General features: G+C 65.0%; 16 protein-coding genes. 9 read left to right on the forward strand and 7 right to left on the reverse strand.

What is annotated here, in order from left to right; genetic code table 11:
- Both DK459_RS02455 and DK459_RS02460 read right to left on the reverse strand, forming a co-directional pair.
- Positions 1 to 4,098, reverse strand: a 4,098-nt coding sequence (locus DK459_RS02455) for a S6 family peptidase (RefSeq protein ID WP_146221878.1), incomplete at its 3' end; no start/stop codon positions are given.
- A gap of 233 nt (positions 4,099 to 4,331) precedes the next feature.
- Positions 4,332 to 5,855, reverse strand: coding sequence for a PLP-dependent aminotransferase family protein (locus DK459_RS02460; protein WP_070542581.1), 1,524 nt, complete (start codon positions 5,853 to 5,855; stop codon positions 4,332 to 4,334).
- 315 nt (positions 5,856 to 6,170) lie between these two features.
- Between DK459_RS02460 and DK459_RS02465 the strand changes: the two genes are divergently transcribed.
- The 8 genes from DK459_RS02465 to DK459_RS02485 all read left to right on the forward strand — a co-directional run bounded on the left by DK459_RS02465 (position 6,171) and on the right by DK459_RS02485 (position 13,327).
- Positions 6,171 to 6,671: a sigma-70 family RNA polymerase sigma factor gene (locus DK459_RS02465; RefSeq protein WP_006387214.1), complete on the forward strand. Its 501-nt coding sequence runs from the start codon at positions 6,171 to 6,173 to the stop codon at positions 6,669 to 6,671.
- Positions 6,668 to 7,660, forward strand: coding sequence for a FecR domain-containing protein (locus DK459_RS02470; RefSeq protein WP_024069013.1), 993 nt, complete (start codon positions 6,668 to 6,670; stop codon positions 7,658 to 7,660). Before DK459_RS02465 ends, DK459_RS02470 begins: the two co-directional genes overlap by 4 nt.
- Positions 7,661 to 7,794: 134 nt before the next feature.
- Positions 7,795 to 10,215, forward strand: a complete 2,421-nt coding sequence (locus tag DK459_RS02475; protein ID WP_070542579.1) for a TonB-dependent receptor — start codon at positions 7,795 to 7,797, stop codon at positions 10,213 to 10,215.
- 257 nt (positions 10,216 to 10,472) lie between these two features.
- Positions 10,473 to 11,033, forward strand: a complete 561-nt coding sequence (locus DK459_RS30335; protein ID WP_070542576.1) for a hypothetical protein — start codon at positions 10,473 to 10,475, stop codon at positions 11,031 to 11,033.
- 105 nt (positions 11,034 to 11,138) lie between these two features.
- Positions 11,139 to 11,597 (forward strand): hypothetical protein, encoded by a 459-nt coding sequence (locus tag DK459_RS30340; RefSeq protein ID WP_146221873.1) that lies wholly within the window; start codon positions 11,139 to 11,141, stop codon positions 11,595 to 11,597.
- 90 nt (positions 11,598 to 11,687) lie between these two features.
- The gene (locus DK459_RS02480; protein ID WP_054438072.1) at positions 11,688 to 12,236 is read left to right on the forward strand and encodes a hypothetical protein; all 549 of its coding nucleotides are present in this window, start codon (positions 11,688 to 11,690) and stop codon (positions 12,234 to 12,236) included.
- A gap of 149 nt (positions 12,237 to 12,385) precedes the next feature.
- The gene (locus tag DK459_RS30345) at positions 12,386 to 12,697 is read left to right on the forward strand and encodes a hypothetical protein (RefSeq protein ID WP_127913735.1); all 312 of its coding nucleotides are present in this window, start codon (positions 12,386 to 12,388) and stop codon (positions 12,695 to 12,697) included.
- A 27-nt stretch (positions 12,698 to 12,724) separates the two neighbouring features.
- Entirely contained in the window at positions 12,725 to 13,327 is a 603-nt protein-coding gene (locus DK459_RS02485) for a hypothetical protein (protein ID WP_070542573.1), read from the forward strand.
- Between the two features lie 7 nt (positions 13,328 to 13,334).
- Here the strand turns inward: DK459_RS02485 and DK459_RS02490 are convergent, their stop codons facing one another.
- The 4 genes from DK459_RS02490 to DK459_RS02505 form a co-directional block, all read right to left on the reverse strand.
- On the reverse strand, positions 13,335 to 14,162 hold the full coding sequence (locus DK459_RS02490; RefSeq protein WP_020927893.1) for an ABC transporter permease subunit: 828 nt from the start codon (positions 14,160 to 14,162) through the stop codon (positions 13,335 to 13,337).
- Positions 14,155 to 14,991 (reverse strand): taurine ABC transporter ATP-binding protein, encoded by an 837-nt coding sequence (locus DK459_RS02495; RefSeq protein ID WP_020927892.1) that lies wholly within the window; start codon positions 14,989 to 14,991, stop codon positions 14,155 to 14,157. The genes DK459_RS02490 and DK459_RS02495 overlap by 8 nt, the downstream gene beginning before the upstream one ends.
- Before the next feature lie 93 nt (positions 14,992 to 15,084).
- Complete coding sequence (tauA, locus tag DK459_RS02500; protein WP_006387208.1) at positions 15,085 to 16,113, reverse strand: taurine ABC transporter substrate-binding protein; 1,029 nt, start codon at positions 16,111 to 16,113, stop codon at positions 15,085 to 15,087.
- A 260-nt stretch (positions 16,114 to 16,373) separates the two neighbouring features.
- The gene (locus tag DK459_RS02505) at positions 16,374 to 17,225 is read right to left on the reverse strand and encodes a LysR family transcriptional regulator (RefSeq protein WP_054470379.1); all 852 of its coding nucleotides are present in this window, start codon (positions 17,223 to 17,225) and stop codon (positions 16,374 to 16,376) included.
- Positions 17,226 to 17,363: 138 nt separating this feature from the next.
- Here DK459_RS02505 and DK459_RS02510 point away from each other — a divergent pair, with 138 nt between their 5' ends.
- Positions 17,364 to 18,278 carry a DMT family transporter gene (locus tag DK459_RS02510; RefSeq protein WP_233256745.1) on the forward strand — a complete coding sequence of 305 codons (915 nt, stop codon included), beginning with the start codon at positions 17,364 to 17,366 and terminating at the stop codon, positions 18,276 to 18,278.
- Here the strand turns inward: DK459_RS02510 and folE are convergent.
- A complete protein-coding gene (gene folE, locus DK459_RS02515; RefSeq protein ID WP_026383761.1) occupies positions 18,262 to 18,807 on the reverse strand; it encodes a GTP cyclohydrolase I FolE in 546 nt (181 codons plus the stop codon). The two genes, DK459_RS02510 and folE, sit on opposite strands and share 17 nt — an antisense overlap.
- Positions 18,808 to 18,817 lie beyond the last annotated feature (10 nt).

Raw genomic sequence — 18,817 nt, forward strand, 5'->3', positions numbered from 1 at the left:
CGTGGCGTTGCCGGGTTGGTCTGACGAGCCGCTGTCATGGCCGGCGTCGGGGGTATCCGTCGATCCGGAATCCAGCGCGGGATGAGGCTTGCCGTCGGCGCCGGCATCACCCGGCGATGGCGGCGCCGGCGCGCCATCGGGCGCGGGCGCCTCGCCGGGCGGCAACGCTTCTGGAAGCTTCTTGTACGTCAATTGCCATTTTTTCTGCGTGCCGGTGCTGACGATTTCCAGGTTGGGGGAGTAGACGGTCAGCCCTTGCGTGATGGAGCCGGGCTTGAAATAGCTGTCCGCCGTGGGCAAAGGCGCGGTCGCCAACAGCAGGGCGCCGGCACTGTCCAGCGCCACGGGCTCGTGCAACAGGAGCGAGAGGTCCAGACTATTGTCGTCGCCCTGGGCCAGGGTGGTGATAAGGATGCTGTCGCTTTCCCCGCTTTGAGGTCGCGCGTTCAGGGCGAAATGCACGCCGCTGGCGATCATGGTGTCGGTTTTCAGCGTGTGCGGCGTCCAGTCCGCTTCGGGCCGAGACAACTCCACGCGTCCCGCCGTTGGCAGATGCAGCAAGTCAAACTGGCGATCTTGCGTCACGCGCCAGGGCGCATCGCCGCGCATGCTGAGCAGCCACCATTGCCGCCGGTCCGCGTCCCGGCTTACCGCAAGGCCGCCCAACCAGGGATCGCCTTGCGCCGGTGTGGCGTCGTCGTGGCTGCTTGCGAAGGCCTGATCCAACGTGAACAGGTTTGCCGGGGTGGAGGAAGGGGCGCTGAGCAGCAGGCTTTCCCTGGCCTGCACGGAAGCGGTGGTTTGAGGGAGGCCGAAATCCGCGATACGCAAGCGGTTGCCGCTGCCTTCCAACCGGGTGGCGACCGTCAACCGGTCATGCTCGCCGCTGTATGGGTCGACGCGAAAGGCAAACACGCTGTCCGATGCGGTAACGGTGTCGGCCGCCAGGGCATAGGCGATTTTTGGCGACCCGGCCTGGGGCGGATCCAGTGGCGGCATGGAACCGGAACCTGCCTGTGTCAGGAACGTTTGGCGCGTCGCGTTCTTGTCGTCGAAACCCAGGATCGCATTGTTGGCCCGTAGCGAGTTCAGCGTTGAATCGCCCGTGATGATCCAGCGGGAATCGTGATGGATCTGCATCCCGGCCTGGGCAGCGGTCACGGCGCCGGCGTACACGGTTTGCGGCGAGGCGGTCGCCCCCGCGTTGCCCAAAGTGATGACGCTTGCCGCCAGGCTGGAGACATCGCTGAATGAATGACTGCCCGGCGCCAGGTGCACGCTGGCATTGGCGCCGCCCAGATTGATGCCATTGGTGAAGTAATGGGCCGGGTGAATCTCTGTCGTGGACAGGCTCGTGGTGTTGCCGGAGAGTGTGAGTGCCGCGCCGTCGGCCACCGTGATGGCGCTGTCTCCATACCAGCCGGCAGTCCCGCGCAAATGCGCGCCGGCGTGCAGCGTCAATGCGCTGGCGGTGAAGCGGCTGTAGCCCGTCAGCGCCGCCTGATCGGAAAAAACGTTGATGGCGCTGTCGCGCGCGTCAACGGCGCCTGCAAATATTTCATGGATGTCCAGCGTGGAATGATCGCTCAAGGCCACCGTTCCCTGATAGCGGCTCTTGTCGGCGTCCGTGTTGGCGATGGAGGTGCCCTTGACCGGTTCCTGGGGCAATTCTCCGCCATCGTTCCTGTTCAGGTACAGCAGCGGGCTGCCCAGGACCACCTTTGCGCGTTCTGCAACGATGTCGCCCAGCAACGTGGCGTTGCGTGACAAGCGGAAGGTAGTGTCCGACAGTGCGAGCTTCTTGATGGCGAATTTGCGCGATTCCCAATCCGGCTGGTCGAACGACACCGATTGCGTCCTAACGGAATCGTCGCCCAGGTCTAGCAGTTTCCGTGCCTCGTCGGGGGTGTTGATCGCATGGATCACCGGGTGTCCCTGCAACACCAGTTCGCCTTGCCGCTGGGTGAATGTGTTCTCGCCGAGGTTCATGCCGCCATCGGCGATGAAAACCGTTTTCGACGGGCTGGCGACGCCGACGTCGATATTGCCCCGCACGATTCCCGAGAAGATGAATTCGGTCTGCCCGGGGAAGTATTCCCGCTTGCGCTCGTTCGCCTTTTCCAGCGCAACGGCGAAGGATTGCCCCGCGTATTCCCAGTAGTCGTCGCTGGCCTGGGAGCCGTAGGTCGGGACGGCGCCAAAGCTGTCCTGCTTCAGGACGAAATAGCTGAGCCCCTGTTTGTAAAGGTCGCCCCGTTGCCCGGTGCCCGCTCTGACCGGCATCCGTATGTAATCGCTTACCGTTGGCGGCGGCACGGGCGTGAGATTGATCGTCATGGCCGCCGTTTTCGTCGCGGTATTGGTGATGGCGGCGCCATGGTCTTTTGCGTTGGCATGCAGCCGATTGAACGTGATGTCATTGCCATTGAGGTTCAACACCCCGCCGCGCGCGCCCCATTTGATATGGTCGGGATCGACCTGCCTGCCGTCGCCAAGCACGACTTCGGCGCGGCCGCTGGACAGGGTGATGCCGTCGAACGCCTGGACGTGGCCATCGTCGTCGGGTCGCTGCGACAGAATCACCTGGCCGTCGCCCACCTTCAGGCCGCCCGGATTGACGCCCTTTCCTTCGATGGTCAGGGCGCCGGGGCCGATCTTGTGCAGGTTGTCCCCGGCCACGCCGTTGACGCGCCAGACCACGGTGGCGCCTTCCCTGACGTCGATGCCGCCGCCCATCCAGGTCTGGTCGGTTTCGGGGGAAACGACGTAGCTGTCGTGGAAGGTCAGCGAACCGGCGCCCTGGTTGACGGAGTCCTGCAAGGTGATCTGGCCCACGCCCTTGCCGCCTTCGCTGCGCAAGGACAAGTTCTTGCCCGCGTCAAGACCGGCGAAGTCGAGCGCGCCATTGCCGCCCGCATAGGCCAGGCCTGGCGTCTTCTTGTAGCCATGCATCACGAACTGGCGGCCCTGCTGCGTCAGGTGGCCGGCGCCCTGTGCGCTGTCGAATGCCCATCGCAAGGGGCCGTTGCCTTCAGTGAAAACCACTTCGGGGTCGTTATCCTTGTCGAAAACGCTGTCGAGAAAGTCCGCGGGCAGGTGCGACCAATAGACGTAGCCGGCCTCGCCGGGGGGGATTTCGAGATCCGCCGCTACGCCGGCCAGGACCCAGCGCCTGTGTTCCGCATCCCAGGCAAACAAGGGGGAACCGCTATCGCCGTGCTGCACGAATGAGGGCAGCAGGCCGTTGTCCCCCCGCGCTATGACGAACGTCTCGTTCGACCAGGTCGGCGTGACGATGCCGCCCGTCGCCCATTTGTAGGCGTAACCGAGCTCGTGCAGGCCGGGTTCGAGCGCGCCCGTCATGGGATTGTGGCCGTGTTCGGGATGGTCGCCGACGAACTGGATACCCATCCCGACTCGATAGAACAGGGGAAATTTCTTTTTCTCTTCCTCTGTCCAGAGATCCGGATCGCCGAGGGAAAGCAGCGGCGTCGAGGTGCGCGGCACCGGAAACGTGGCGATCGGGGCCGCGTCGGTCACCAGCTTGCCCAGGCGGGTGACGTCGAAATCCCACTCCTGGGTCCAATCCCGTTCCCGATGGTAATCCGGGTGCACGTCTCTCCGGATCTGGGAGTAGGTGCCGCCGGCAAGGCGGGTGCTGTCATGAGGACCGTTGTGCGCCACGCCAACGGTATATTGCGGCGCGACCAGCGTTCCGATCGCGTTGTTGTCGCTGACGCTGGAGAAATCAATGAAGGGGATGACGTCGCTCAAGGTGCCGCGCAGACTGCCGGACTTGTCATAAATCGGAATGCCCAGCGCGCCGGGCCGGAACGCCCCTTTGTTTTCGGCGAAGTCCCGATACGTCTGGTAGGGAATCTCGATGCTGGCGTAGCCTGCGCGGGCGGTGCCGGGGAGCGCGGCGGCAATCAACAGGGGCAGGGCGGTCGATAGCTTGCGGATCGGCGATCCCTGGCGGGGCGGCCGGGCCCCGGCTGTCGTCGAGCCGGGCTGGAGTCTGCCGCATGATCTGGATACCGCGATCAACGGGCGCTGGGAGTTGTGCTTGGGCTGCTTGGGCGAGTGAATCTTGTTCATGATGGGACATGCGCCCAAGGGACGCCCATCGGATTCAGGCGGCTGGGCATTGCTTCAATCGCAGCGGGCGGCGTTCGCCGGGCTGCTCGTGGGGGGGATACAGCAAGCGCGCAAGCAGGATTTCCAAGGGAATCCCGCTTGCGCGCACTTGCTGAAATCTGATTGAAGTCGAGTTTGGTGAGCCCGGCGTTAAATCAGCCGATAAATGGGACTGATCTCGTCTCGGCGCCTTTTCAAGCCGCCGCCCGCAAACGGAAACGGCGCACCACCTGGGCCAGTTTCTCTATGCCCGGGCCGATATGCTCGGCGCGGATCGAGGTGAAGCCGACGCGCAGGAAGTTGCGCGGCGCGCCGCTGGCGTCCATGAAGAACACCTGGCCCGGTTCGATCACCACGCCTTCGGCCAGCGCGGCCTGCGCCAGCTCGGTGGCGTCCAGCCATGCCGGGCCTTCGAGCCAGCAGGAGGACGAGCCCGTGATGGGCACCGCGGTGAAGTCGGGCAGCGAGCGCGCCAGCGCCTGCGCCAGTTCCGCGCCGCGCTTTTGATAGGCCTGTGATTGCCGCCGCAGCAGCGAATGGTGGTGGCCCAGCGAGATGAACAGCGAGAACGCGCGCTGGATGTAGGCGGACGGATGGCGCAGCATCAGGCGGCGCAGCGCACGCAGCTCGGCGGTGAGTTCGCGCGGCGCGACGATATAGCCGATGCGCAGGCCGGGCGCGAACGACTTGGCCAGGCTGCCGACGTAGATCACGCGGCCGTCGCGGTCCAGGCTCTTGAGCGCCGGGATGGCGCCGTCGCCCCAGCGGCTTTCGCTTTCGAAATCGTCTTCGATGATCAGGCTGTCGGCCTGGCGCGCCAGCGTCAGCAGTTCCTCGCGCCGCGCGGGCGACAGGGTCACGGTGGTGGGGCACTGGTGGCCGGGCGTGACGAACACGTAGTCGCAGCCCAGCAGGTGAGTGCCGGTGCGCAGGCCCTGGTCGTCCACGGGCAGCGGCAGCAGGTGGCGCGTATGGCTGGCGAAGATGTTGCGCGCGTCGGGATAGCCGGGGTCTTCCATGCCGACCACGGTGTCCTCGTTGACCAGCAGGTCGGCCAGCAGATAGAGCGCGTGCTGGGCGCCGACGGTGATGACGATTTCCTCGGCATCGGCCCAGACGCCGCGGCGCGGAAGCACCTGGGTGCGGATCTGCTCGATCAGGGCGCTGTCGTCATGCGTGATGAGGTCGGGCGCCCAGCTGCGGATATCCAGCACCGACAGGGCCTTGATGCAGCACTCGCGCCATTCGGCGGTGGGGAACAGGTCCTGGTCGAACTGGCCGTAGACGAAGGGGTAGGGCTGTTTCTGCCAGTCGCGCGGCTTGACGATGTTGCGCTGGCGGCTGGGGCGAAAGCGCAGCCGCTCGTCCCAGCGTACATGGTCGGCGGATGGCGCCGCATCCGCTAGCGCGGCGGGCGGCGCGGCGCGTCCTTCCAGCACGCCGTCATGGACAAAATGGCCGCTGCGCTCGCGCGATTCCAGGTAACCCTCGCTGACCAGCTGCTGGTAGGCGAACACGACGGTGTTGCGGGCGATGCGCAACTGGTCCGCCAGATAGCGGCTGGACGGCACCGGCGCGCCCGGCGGCAGGTGACCGCTGAGGATCGCCGACACCAGCATCTGCCGCACACGGCCCTGCAGGCTGAGGTTGGGGGCGCTTTCCCGTTCGAACAGGCGTTCCCACAACACAGGCTTGAGCATCGAGGCCTGGCTGGACATGGCGGCTCCTTGTAGTGGCGGCGCGTCCCGGCCGGCGCGGGCGCGAAGGCCGGGGCGACACCAGGGACAGAGTCCCAGGATAGAGGAGCGGCGGCGGCCGAAGGAATGCGGGATTGCCCTGCCGGCGCACGCCATTGGCGCGCGGCAGGCAGGAAATGGAACGGTTTGCCGTGGGTGTCGGACGGTTTTCGCCGGGACGGAATGCGGGCGCGGCCTCGTTGCCAAGGTTTCGCCGCCGTGTCTACAATAACGAGAATCGTTCCACATTCATTCCAAACCGGGCCAGGCCAAGCTGCGCGGGCCGGAAAATCCGCCGTGCCGCAGACCGTCCACACCCTCTATACGCATCATTACAGCTGGTTGCGCGGCTGGCTCCTCCGTAAGCTGGGCAACGCGTTCGACGCCGCCGACCTGGCGCAGGACGTGTTCCTGCGGGTCCTGGCGCGGCGCGAACGCGCGGCCGAGGCGGCCATGCGCGAGCCCCGCGCCTACCTGCGCACCATCGCGCACGGCCTGGTGGTGGACCACTGGCGACGGCGCGACCTGGAACAGGCCTGGCTCGAGGCGCTGGCGGCGCAGCCCGAGGCGCTGGCGCCGTCACCCGAATTGCAGCTGGAACTGCTGCAAGCGCTGGTCCAGATCGACCGCATGCTGGATACGCTCAAGCCCGCGGCCCGCAAGGCTTTCCTGATGGCGCAACTCGATGGCCTGAGCTGCCCGCAGATCGCGCTGCGCCTGGGCCTGTCGTTGGCAACGGTCGAACGCTACATCGCCCGCGCTTTGCGCGCCTGCTATGCCTTGCAGTTCGAACAATGAACCGCGGGGTCGAACTGCCGGCCGGGGTGATCGATGCGGCCATCGCCTGGGCCGTCAGGGTCGATTACGGCGAGCCTTCCGATGAAACCCGTCGCGCCTTCACGGCGTGGCTGAATGCGGACGAGCGCCACGCCCAGGCGTGGCGGCATCTCACTGCCTTGAAAACCCCGTTCTCCACGGTCGCGGCGCAGCATGGCGCCGTGGCCGGACAGGCGCTGGATGGCGCGCGGGCGCGCCAGGCCCGGCGGCGCGCGCTCAAGCTGCTGGCGTTCTCCGGCGCCGGCCTGGCCAGTGGCGCGACCGGCTGGCTGGCCTATGCCGAGGCGCCGTGGCAACGGTTGCTGGCCGATGCCAGCTCGGGCGCGGGCGAGCGCCGCGCGCTGTTGCTGGACGATGGCACGCGCCTGGTGCTCAACGCCGACACGGCCGTGCGCACGCGCATGGACGCCCTGGCGCGCACGGTGACGCTGATGCGCGGGGAAATCCTGGTCGAGACCGGCGCCGACGCCGGCCTTGCGGCGCGCCGCGAATTCTGGGTCGACACGCCGGCCGGCCGATTGCAGGCATTGGGCACGCGTTTCGTCGTCCGGCTCGCTGGCGAGCGTGCGCGTGTCAGTGTGCTGGAAGGCTCGGTGGCGCTGCATCCCGCCGACGCGCCGGCGATGCGCGTGGTGGCGCTGGCGGGCGACAGCCGCTGGCTGGCCCGGCGCGGCGTCGAACCCACGGAGCAGGCCGGGTATGCGCCCGACGCCTGGGTCGATGGCATGGTGGCCGGCCGCGACATCCGCCTGGCGGACCTCGCCGCCGAACTGGAACGCTACACGCATGGACGTATCCGCTGCGACCCGGCGGTGGCGGAATTGCGGATTTCCGGCGTCTTCCACCTCGACCGGCCAGAGCAGACCTTGCGCTTCATCGAGCAATCGCTGCCCGTGCGGGTATCCCGCCTGGCGGGCTACTGGATCCGGATCCTGCCGGCCGGCGCGTAGACGGGCCGACGGCGCCGTGGCGGCGCTGTTACAACTTTTCCGCATTGCGATTGAGGGGATTGCGGGATCTCGTTCGGCAAGAGAGATAGAAGACCCGCGCCTGGCGGGTCCGATACGACCGAATCGAGCAACCCATGACCATACCGTTCCGCCCCGTCCCAATCGTTTCCTCATGCCGCCGCGCCTGGCCCATGGTGCTGCTGGCCTTGGCCGGCGTTGCCGCCGACGGCATGGTGGCCGGGGCCGCGCGGGCCCAGACGCCGCCGGCGGGAGTGGCCGCCCGGCACCAGTACGATATCGCGCCGGGGCCGTTGGATCAGGCCTTGGCCCGCTACGGCCGCATCGCTGGCGTCAACCTGAGCTATGACGCCGCGTTGGTGGCGGGCGCGCACAGCGCAGGGCTGTCGGGCAGCCATGACGACGAGCAGGCCCTGCGCCTGTTGCTGGCCGGCAGCGGCATCGAGGCCGTGGCCCGGCCGGGCGGCTATGCCCTGCGCCGGGCCACCCAGCCGGGGGTCGTCACGTTGCCCGCGACCACCGTGCGGGCCTCGTCAATGGCGCTGGCGCAGGAACTGCCGCCTGCGTTCGCCGGCGGCCAGGTGGCGCGCGGCAGCCGCCTGGGCATGCTGGGTTACGGCGATGTGTTCGACACGCCGTTCGCCACCAAATCGTTCACCAGCGAACTCATCCGCAACCAGGGCGCGCGCACGATGAACGATATCGTGGCCAACGATCCGTCCATCCGCACCAGCCTGTCGGCCACCTCGCCGCTGGATCAGAGTTCGATCCGAGGCTTCCTGACCAATAGCGATGCCTACCTGTTCGATGGACTGGAGGGCCTGTTCGCCTACAGCAGCATCCCGATCCAGCACTACGAGCGCGTAGAGATCCTCAAAGGTCCCGCCGCCGCCCTGATCGGCGGTTCGGGCTACGGCAGCACCGTCGGCGGCACCTTCAACCTGGTGCCCAAGCGCGCCATCGATACCCCGGTGCGCGTCGTGTCCGCCTACGCCACCGATAAGGCCCTGTTCGGCACGCACCTGGATATGGGCGAGCGCCTGGGCGAAAACCGGCAATGGGGGATCCGGGTCAACGCCACCGCCGAAAACGGCAAGCGCTACGACGACGCGCGACGGCGCCTGGACGCGATGCAGGTGGCGCTCGATTACCGCGGCGCCAATGTGCGCGCCACGCTTGACGCCGGCTACACGCGGCGCCGTTCCACGCCCATGTTCAATCATTGGCTGCTGGCGCCAGGCGCCAGCGTGCCGTCGGTGCCCGACCCCGACATCCATCCCAAGCCCTCCTGGGAGGTCCTGGACGTGCGCCAGCGCTTCGGCGTGGTGGGCGGCGAATGGGACTTCACGCCGGGCTGGACGGCCTACGCCCGCTACGGCAAGCTCAAGGAAAGCGCGCCGACTCGCTACTACATCGACCAGACCACCATCGACGGCGAGGGACGCTACCGTTATGCCAGCGCCACCAGCATGCTGTGGGACCAGGTCAACGAGGTCGGCGACCTGGGCGTGCGCGGCGAGGCCCGCATCGGGCCGACCTCGCATCGCCTGGCCTTCAGCATGGTGCGGCAGCGGCAGCAATTGCGGAATCTGCGCGAGGTGTCGCGCCGGCTGGCCACGCCGGTCGTGGGCACCATCTACGAGCAGGTCGACGTGCCGGATCCGTTTGCCGACGGCGCGCCGCACGTGCCTGGCGTGGACAGCCCCGCGCAGTACCTGAACAGCGTGGCCGCGGCCGATACCATCGGCCTGTTCCAGGACCGGCTGCTGGTCACCGTCGCCGCCCGCCACCAATCGTTGAAGAAGGGCAGTTACGACGAGTCGCGCGTGGTGCCCACCTACGCGGCCTTGTACAAGCTGGGTGGCGGCCTGTCGGTCTATGGCAATTATGCCGAGGCGTTGACGCGTGGCGACACCGCGCCCGCCGGCGCGCGCAATGCCAGCGCGCAACTGGCGCCCTACATCTCGCGCCAGCACGAGATCGGCCTGAAGTGGGATCGCGGAGAATACGGGCTGACGCTGGCCTACTTCGACATCCGCAAGACCAGCGCCTTCCTCGACGCCGACAATGTGTTCAAGGCGGCGGGGCGCCAGCGCAACCGCGGCGTCGAACTGGAGGCGTTCGGCGAAGTGGCGCCGGGGACGCGCGTGCTGGGCGGCGTTGCCTGGATCGAGGCGAAGATGCTGAAGACGGCCAACGGCGTCAACGATGGCCATCGGGCCATTGGCGTGCCGCAGCTCAACGTCAATCTGGGGGTGGAGCATGACCTGGCCGCGGTTCCAGGCCTGACGCTGACCGGCCGCATGATCCATACCGGGGCGGCCTACGTCGACCTGGCCAACACCCAGCGCATCGGTTCATGGCGGCGCTTCGATGTCGGCGCGCGCTACGCTACCCGCGTGGCGGGTTACGACGTTACCTTCCTGGCCAGCGTCAACAATGTGCTGAACGATCATTATTGGACGATCTCTGGGCGCAACTTCATCTCGTCGGCGGCGCCGCGTACCTGGATGTTGTCGAGCACGGTGGCGTTTTGATTCGGGTTTGGCGTTTCACGGATGGATCGGAGTTGGCGCCGCGCGGATTTTCCGTATATCCGTGATATGAACGGCGGGCGAGGGCCGGCATTGCGCAAGCATGCCGGCCTTTTTGCATGTGCGCGTGCTGTGTGCCCAGCACGTATGTTGCCCGATCGTGACAGCGTTTCCCGTGCTACGTCGGATTTTGTCATGGGGCTTTCAATTGCCTTTCGTATTATCTCCGACCTTATACATGCGCTCGATTGTGCGTGTAAATGATCGCGAGAGGCGGGGCGTTGCAGAAGCTAAAGAGAATTCTCAAGAAAATCGGCAGCAAGAACGGCGTGCGGCTGATGTTTCTGTTCATCTATGTCTTTGGATTCGCGATCCCTGCTGGATATGCCTATTTTGCTGATTATCCCGCTAAAGATGCCATCTTCACCGAGGTGGGAACGGCGAGTTTCCAGTATCGGATGAAGCGCGGCTACATGCTGATGGTCAATGGCAAGGACTACAGCTGCGAGAGCCCGTATGTACGCTCAAATCCAGATTGCTTTACAAGCCTGGAAGAACATCAAAGGCTGGCTGGAAAGACCATTTTCGTAGATTGGTTCTTTCAGCCTGTCTATCCGTTTGTCGAACGGCGTCGTGTCGTAGACATACGTTACGACGGTAAATCTCAACTGCCACCGCACGTTCTTGGGCGAAATCTTCAATGGGAAAGGGAAAACGCACAAGGGCGCGCACTTTTTGCTTTCTTTGGCATGTTCTTGGGGCTGCTTCTAGTCGAATGGGTAGGGCGGATGGAGAAGAGAAATGAGCGCAAATTCGATTAAGACCGCCATGAAGACGGTGGATGCCGCGAGAAAATAAGGAAAATAGTGCAGAAAATTTGGCGTGTATTTCTACGAACGTGCCGAAGGAACGCGGTATTCCTGTGGATGGCCTTGCTATATACCGCATTTGTTGCATTGCCCAGCGGCTATGCCTACTTTGTCAGATTCCCTACCTCAGCCGATCTGCATCTCTCTGAAGGCTTGGTCCAATTCAAATACGACCCTGGAACGGGCTATGAGCTGGTGCTGAATGATGAGGTCTATACATGCGGTGGCCCTTTTCTCAAAGCCAATACTGATTGTTTAAAGAGTCAGGAAGACCGCAATCGCATTGAAGGAAAGCAGGTTTCGGCAACATGGTTTTATCAGGCCATGCACCCATTCATCGAAAGCAGAAGGATCGTCGATATCGCTTACGACGGAAAATCGCTGTTGCCGGGAGATTATCTCGGCAAGCAGCTAGGGAAAGAAAGGGAAAGATCCAAACGTCTGATGCTGCTTGGTTTTGTCGCGTTCTTTTTTGGCGGTATTTATGCGGAATGGGTAAAGAGAAAGGAGAAATAAAATTAGCACCCACGTAGTTAGGGGGTTATTGCGGGTATTGACGCGACAGGCGGGAAAAATAATCCCTGAACGATTGCGCGAGGCGAAGCGTTGCAGGGGCTGAAAAAAATCCTCAAGAAAATCGGCAGCAGAAACGGCGTGCGGCTGATGTTTCTCCTGGGATATCTCGTCGCTTTTGGCATTCCACTTGCTTATTCTTATCTGGCCAAGCCTCCGGGGGAGGGTGATATGCGCGTCTCGGAAGGGACGGCGCATTTTCAGTATCGGATGAAGCAGGGATACATGCTCGTTGTGGACGGGAATAATTACACCTGCGGAGGGGTATATCTCAACGCCGACCCCAGTTGTTTTAACCTGAAAGAGTGGCCTGTAAAACGCGCCCTCTTGGAGGGGAAGCTGATTCAGGTCATCTGGTTCCGGCAAGCTGCCCATATCTTCGGCTCCGTCCGGCGGGTCGCGGATATACGGTACGACGGTGTCAGTCAGTTCTCGGCGGGCTATTTAGAACAAAGGCTTCAATATGAGAGAGAAAGCTCAAAACTCAGCGCGGTAGTTACTTTTTTCGTGATGTTGCTCGTGCTGCTCTTTTATGAGTGGATGGATAGGATACGGATAAGAAATGAGCGCAGATTAAATTAAATATATGGTATCTAACGAGCGCTTGCAGGTCTGGGCCAAGTCGGGATTGGCGTGCAGAAAAGGCTGGGCAAGTCCGTAAGCGCTTCGGTAAGTCTGGGTGCGAACGCGTTTTCTCTTATTTCATCCATCGCAAGCATGGTGAGGTCTCGATGCATGTGTCTGGGCCTGCTGGCTATGCATACTTCGCCGGCTATCCCGCCAAAGACGCCATTTTTTCAGAAGAAGGAACAGCGAGCTTCCAACATCGCATGAAACGCGGCTACATCCTGATGGTCAATGGCAAAAGCTACAGTTGCGGGAGTCCGTATGCCGGTTCCAATCCAGATTGCTTTGCCAGTCTGGAAGAGCACCAGAGGCTGGTGGGAAAGACCATATCTGTGGCCTGGTTCCCATCAACCGGTGCATCTATCTTCTATGAATGGCTGGACAGGAAGAGGAACAGGGGCGTGCAAATCCAATAAGGCTGGGAGTGCCTTGATGATCGTTGCATGCGACGAGACGTGCCGTCCGATTACGACAATATTTCCTGGGATTGCGAGATGTGGGTGTTGCAGAGGCTAAAAGGAATTTTCAAGAAAATTGGCAACCGGAACGGCGTGCGGCTGATGTTTCTCCTCGGGTATCTTCTCGCTTTCGGTATCCCATTTGCCTATGCCTATCTGGCCAAGCCTCCGGCAGAGAGCGACATGCGCGTTTCGGAAGGGACGGCGCATTTTCAGTACCGCATCAAGCGAGGTTACATGCTTATGGTGGATGGGCATGACTACACCTGCGGAGGGCAATATCTGAACGCCAACCCCGACTGCTTCAATGATGGACGCACAAGGCATGTTCATCTTGAGGGGAAGACGGTCAAGGTCGTCTGGTTCGCACAAGCTGCCCCGGTGTTTGGGGAGGTCAGGCGAGTGGCGGACATATTGCACGAAGGAGTCAGTCAACTTCCGCCGGGATACTTGAAAAGAACACTTGAATATGAACGGACCAGTGCAACGGAGGATGCGCTGATAACCTTCACCGTAATGCTGCTCATACTTCTGTTCTATGAGTGGATGGATCGGATAAGGATCAGAAACGAGCGCAGATTCGGTTAAGACCGCCCTAAATCCGCCCCTTCCACGGAATCGCGAATTTCTCCAGATACCGCACCAGCAGATCAAAAGCAAAAGCGAACACGCCGATCACGATGATGCCCATGATGACCGTGTCGCTGGCCAGGAACTGCGCCGCGTTCAGCACCATGAAGCCCAGGCCGCGATCCGCTGCCACCATCTCGGCGGCGACCAGCGTGGTCCAGCCCACGCCGATGCCGATGCGCATGCCGGTGAAGATCTCGGGCATGGCGGCCTTCAGGATCACGTGCCAGACGATCTGCATGCGGCTGCCGCCCATGGCGTAGGCGGCGTGGATCTGCTCGATCGACACCGAGCGCACGCCGGCGCGCGCGGCGATCGCCATGGGCGCGAAGATGGCCAGGTAGATCAACAGGATCTTGGGGAATTCGCCGATGCCGAACCAGATGATGATGAGCGGCAGGTAGGCCAGCGGCGGCAGCGGGCGGTAGAACTCGATCGGCGGATCGAAGATGCCCCGGGCGTAGCGGTTCACGCCCATCAGGATGCCGACCGGAATGGCGGTGGCGCAGGCCAGGAAGAAGGCCGAGAACACCCGCGTCAGGCTGGCCATGGCGTGCTCGGCCAGGGTCGAGTTGGCCACGCCCTCGGTCATGGCCGACACGAACTTGCCGTACACCGCCTGCGGCGATGGCAGGAACAGCGGCTTGACCCAGCCGGCATTGGTGGCCAAAAACCACAGCGCCAGCAGCGCGATGCTGGTCAGCAGGCTGATGTGGCCGCTGTAGCCGGCGCCCGGCGCGCCATACACCTTGCCGGGCGCGGCGGGCCGGCGGCCGCCCAGGCCGCTAGGCATGGACGGCCTGCGCGTCGGAGGCGGCAAGCTCGTCGCCATAGATGATGCCGAGGACTTGCTCGCGCATCGCGATGAAGTCGGGACTTGATTTGATGCCGCGGCCATCGCGCGTCTCCAGGTAGCGCCGGTTGAAGTCCGGCTGGAAGGTGTGGGTGATGCGTCCCGGGCGCGGCGACATGACGATCAGCCGCGAGCCCAGGAACAGCGCCTCTTCCACGCTATGGGTGATGAAGAAGAACATCTTGCCGGTCTGGCGCCAGATATCCAGCAGCAGCTCCTGGATGGTCTCGCGCGTGAGCGCGTCGAGCGCGGCCATCGGCTCGTCCATCAGCAGCATGGCCGGATCGCAGGTCAGGGCGCGGGCGATGCCGACGCGCTGCTGCATGCCGCCGGACAGCTGGTAGATCATGTGGCGGTGAAAGTCCTTCAGGCCCACCAGCTCCAGGTTGCGGCGCGCGCGGGCGCGGCGCGTCTCCTTGTCCACGCCCTGCAGCTTGAGGCCGAATTCGGTGTTCTCCAGCACGTTCAGCCAGGGCAGCAGCGCGTGCTTCTGGAACACCACGCCGCGGTCGGCGCCGGGGCCGATGATGGGGCGTCCGCCCAGCGTGATCTCGCCGTCGGTGGGCGACAGGAAACCGGCCAGCAGGCTCAGCAGCGTGGTCTTGCCGCAGCCCGAGGCCCCCAGCGCGACGACGAATTCGCCGGGCTCGATGGTCAGGTTGACGTCCTGCAGCGCGATCACCGGTCCGCTGTCGTGCAGGCCGGGGTAGGTGACGCTGACGTGGTCCGCGCGCAGGGCCTGCGCGGCGGGCGTGGCGGGTGAGGTCATGCGAGGTCCCCTTGCATGGTGCGGCGCCCGCGGGCCAGGCGGGGCGCCGGGACCGGACGCGGCTTGCGGCGCGCGTCCGGCGCGTGGCCGCGGCTATTTGGCGGCCGCTTTGGCGTATTGGTCGGTGACGTGGGCGCTGTAGTCGGCCAGCGCCTTGTCGATCTGTTTCTGGTCCTTCAGGAATTTCGCGCTGGCGGCGAAGGCGCGCGCCGCGCCCGATTCCTTGCCGCCGCCCAGCCATTCGGGCGAGGCCTGTTCCTGGGCGGTGGGGAAGGTCAGCAGCTTGAGCGCGGTGGCGACGTCGTCGGGCTTGCCGCCGATCAGCTTGACGATGCTCTTGACCTGGGCCGAGTCGGCGGTCCAGGCGGCTGGGTTGGCGCGATAGGCGGCGTACGACTTGGCCAGCACGGCGGTGAAGGCGGCCATGAACTTGGGGTTCTTGGCGGCCCAGGCGCGGTCGACCACCAGGCCGTCGAAGGTCGGCACGCTGGCGTGGCCGATGGCTTCGGAGTCGGCGATGACCTTGCCCGTCTTCTCGATCTCGGTCAACGCGGGCGGCCAGACGTAGGCGGCGTCGATGTCGCCGCGCTGCCAGGCGGCCACGATCTGCGGCGGCTGCATGTTCAGGATGCGCACGTCGCGCGGGTTGATCTTCCAGACCTGTTCCAGCCCCACCAGCAGGTGGAAGTGCGAGGTCGACACGAACGGCGTGGCGACGCGCTTGCCCTTCAGGTCGGCGGTGCCGTTGATGCCCGAGCCGTTGCGCGCCACCAGCGCTTCCGACTTGCCGATGTTGTCCAGGATCCAGAACAGTTGCAGGTCGACGCCGCGGGTGGCGGCCGAGGTGATGCCGGTGGAACCGAGCACGCCGACCGGCACGTTGCCCGAGGCCAGCGCGGTGGAAATGTCGCCGCCGGAGGTGAACTGGCGCCAGTCGACCTGGTAGCCGGCGTCTTTCAGGGCGGCATCGAAGCTGCCGTCGGCGATGGCGGTCAGGAAGGGGCCGACGATGAGCTGGTAGCCCACGGTCAGGCGGGTCTGGGCGTGGGCGGGCGCGGCCAGCAGGGTGGCGGCCAGGCCGGCCAGGATGCCGCGGCGGATGAGGCGGTATAACGCGTTCATGGTGATCTCCGGGAGAGAATGGGCCGCGCCCCGACGCGACCGGCTTGTGCCGGTGCGGCCTGTGGTGCCAGTTTGCCCGGATGGGGCCACAGCGCTAGGGCCAGATGCCGTATTCGATAGGAGCCAAGGGGGCTGCCCCGCCTTGGGGCGGCGGCCCGGGCGTCCTACGTCTTTTGGGGGAGAGCGGGCGGAAAAAGGGTGCGAGTCGGGCGGACCCGTGCCGGCAGGTCTCGCCGTGACCGGCGATCCCGCTCGTCGCGCTAGAGCCTGAAATGCCGCCGCAGGGTCTGTTCCAGCAGGTCGGTGGCCGGGGCGGTTTGCGCCGAGGCCGCGCGCAGCAGAACGATCTCATGCGCGGCAATGGCCGGCAGCGTGTCCAGCACCCGCATGGCGCTTGTCACCCGCGAGCGATCGATCAGGCTGACGGCCAGGCCCGACTCGACGCAGGCTTCGACCGCCTGGCTCGACGGACTGCTCAAGACCGTCCGCCAGGCCAGGCCCGCGCGATCCAGGCTGGTGGTCATTGCCTCCCGGTAGGGGCAGTGCGCCGCGTGCAGGGCCAAGGGCAGGGGATCGGGCAATGGCGTCCCCAGCCTGGCGCTTCCCACCCACACCGGCGTGGTCCAGGCCAGTGACTGCGGGTCCGGCCGCCGGGCCATCGCTTGCGCCGCCAGCGCCAGATGCAGGCGACCGCGGCCGACCTGGTCGCGCAGCGCCAGGCTGGGCGCCGTCGTCACTTCCAGCACGACGCCCGGCCAGTCCGCGGCGAACAGCGGCAGGATGTCGCGGATGACGTGGGCCGCGTACTCGTCGGGCAGGCCCAGCTTGATACGCCCGGCAAGCGCCGTCCCCTGGATGCCGCCCAGTACCCGGTCGTGCACGCGCAGCAGCTCGGCCGTGCCGCCCAGTACGCGCTGGCCCAGGGGCGTCAGCGTCACCGACTGGTTGTCGCGCTCCAGCAGCCGGCCGCCGACCACGGCCTCCAGCCGCTGGATGTGGACGCTGACCGCCGCCGGACTGCGGTGGACGTGCTCGGCCGCGGCGCGGAATTGTCCCAGCCGGGCCACGGCATGGAACGTGCGCAGCAGGTCGATATCCAGTGATTGGTTCATGATTTCGATTTTGTGAACGAGGCGGCAAATATATTTTGATTTATTTGATTATGGCCTGGCCTTAAGGTCAAGGTCATGAGAAAACCATCGATGCCCCACCTTGCCATGCCCCGCGGGGATGCCTGCAACGCCGCCTCCGTGCCAATCGCGGTTCGGCGGACCGCCCCGGCCGCCGTGCCGCTGTTGGCGCTGGAGGCCGCGTTGGTCGTGACCTGGAGCTCGGGGTTCGTCGGCACGCGCTTTTCCATCGACCACGGCTCGGCCTTCCTGGTCGTGTTCTGGCGCTGCGTGTTGGTCGCGCTGGCGCTGTTGCCCTGGGTGGCGGGTCCGTTGCGGCGCACGCCGGCGGCGCTGCTGTTGCGCCACGCCGGCATCGGCCTGCTGGCGATGGCCGGCTACCTGGCGGGCGTCGCCAAGGGTATCGAATACGGCGTGCCGGCGGGGTTGGCCGCGCTGATCGCCGACCTCTTGCCGATCGGCACGGCGCTGCTGGGCGCCGGGCTGCTCGGCCAGCGCCTGAACAGGCGCGCCTGGCTGGGCTTGCTGCTGGGATTGCTGGGCGTGATCCTGGTCACGCGCGATGCCCTGGCCTGGGGCGGGACGCCGCTATGGACCTACGGCCTGCCGTTGCTGGGCATGCTGTCGCTGGCGCTGGCCACCCTGTGGCAGAAGCAGGCCGATTCCCCCTCGTCCATGGGGCTGCTGTCCAATCTGTGGGTGCAATGCGCGATTTCGGCGGTGGCCTTCGCCGCGCTGGCGGGCAGGGAAGGCAGCCTGCTGCCGGTTGCCAGCGCCGGGTTCGCGCTCAGCGTGCTGTGGACAGCGGCGCTGTCGACGCTGGGCGGCTACGGCCTGTATTGGATCTGCCTGCGGCGCTCGTCTCCCACCCGTGTCGCCAGCGTGCTGTACCTGAGCCCGGCGGTTACCCTGGTGTGGGCTTGGGCCATGTTCGGCGAGCCGCTGTCCTGGCTGATGCTGGTGGGCACGGCCGTGTCGGCGTGCGGCATCTGGATGGTCGTGCGGAACGAACCTCGCTTCAGCGGATCAGGCTGAGGAATTCGGCGCGGGTCGACGGGTTGTCGTGGAATTCGCCCAGCATCACCGACGTGACCATGGACGAATTCTGCTTTTCGACGCCGCGCATCATCATGCACATGTGCTGGGCTTCGATGACCACGGCCACGCCGGCGGCGCCGGTGACGGACTGCACCGCCTCGGCCACCTGGCGGCTGAGGTTTTCCTGGATCTGCAGGCGGCGGGCGTACATCTCGACGATGCGCGCCACCTTGGACAGGCCCAGCACCTTGCCGTTGGGCAGGTAGGCCACATGCGCCTTGCCGATGAAGGGCAGCATGTGGTGCTCACAGAGCGAATACAGCTCGATGTTCTTGACCAGCACGATCTCGCGCGTGTCGGAGGTGAACAGGGCGCCGTTGACGATCTCTTCCAGGTTCTGGTTGTAGCCGCGGCACAGGTGGCGCATGGCCTTGGCCGCGCGCGCCGGCGTGTCCGCGAGGCCTTCGCGGGATGGGTCTTCCCCCAGTGCTTCGAGAATGGCGGTGTAGTGACTTTCCAATGACATGGGAACTCCT

This window comes from Achromobacter sp. RW408, from assembly GCF_003184165.1.
Lineage (GTDB): Bacteria > Pseudomonadota > Gammaproteobacteria > Burkholderiales > Burkholderiaceae_B > Achromobacter > Achromobacter xylosoxidans.